General features: G+C 28.9%; 1 protein-coding gene and 1 pseudogene. Both read left to right on the plus strand.

What is annotated here, in order from left to right; genetic code table 11:
- A partial coding sequence (locus tag AC1DJR_RS32575) for a MarR family winged helix-turn-helix transcriptional regulator (protein WP_477004523.1) occupies positions 1-429 on the plus strand: 429 nt, incomplete at its 5' end.
- A 42-nt stretch (positions 430-471) separates the two neighbouring features.
- Positions 472-658 (plus strand): annotated as a pseudogene (locus AC1DJR_RS32580) (class I SAM-dependent methyltransferase); the annotation flags it as partial.

The following is a 658-nucleotide window of genomic DNA, read 5'->3' on the forward strand; positions in this document are numbered from 1 at the left end:
GAATTAATAAACGAATACATGAATTTATTATTAAATATGTCAGGTACTTTCAAATTATTATCAGAGAAATCCACTGAATTTACACATTTAGAGCAACACATAGTTGAGTATATTGCCCAGCAAAAAGTCGCTGTAAATTTAAAAATGATTGCTAGTTATTTAAACATACCTAAACAACAATTAAGTGTAACCGTTCGTAATTTAGAGCAAAACGGATACATTGTAAAAAAACAAGATACAGTAGATAAACGAGCTGTTTTAATTTCCTTAACTAATAAAGCTGAAAAAGTACATTATGAGAAATGGAAACAAATTTATAATAATTTCACAGTAAACCTCGAAAAGTTATCTGAAGAAGATAGGCGAGATTTAACTTACGGACTATATAAAACAAATACAATGCTCTCAAAAATGTTAAATAACGACTAATCATATATAWAAWAWWTTTTATTATTAAACGGAGGACGTTTCATGGTTAAAGAAATAGATTTACAATCAGTTCAAGGTACTATGCTTATTCCGCTATGGGGACGAGCTTATGGTAGTGAGAAAAATAAGGATATTTTAGATGATACGGAAGCTATTCGGATTATTAATGAATGCGAATTTGATTTCTCTAAAATAGCGGATACATTTGGTGAATACGGATGTATAACTT

The sequence above is a fragment of the Bacillus sp. 05T31 genome (assembly GCF_056396725.1).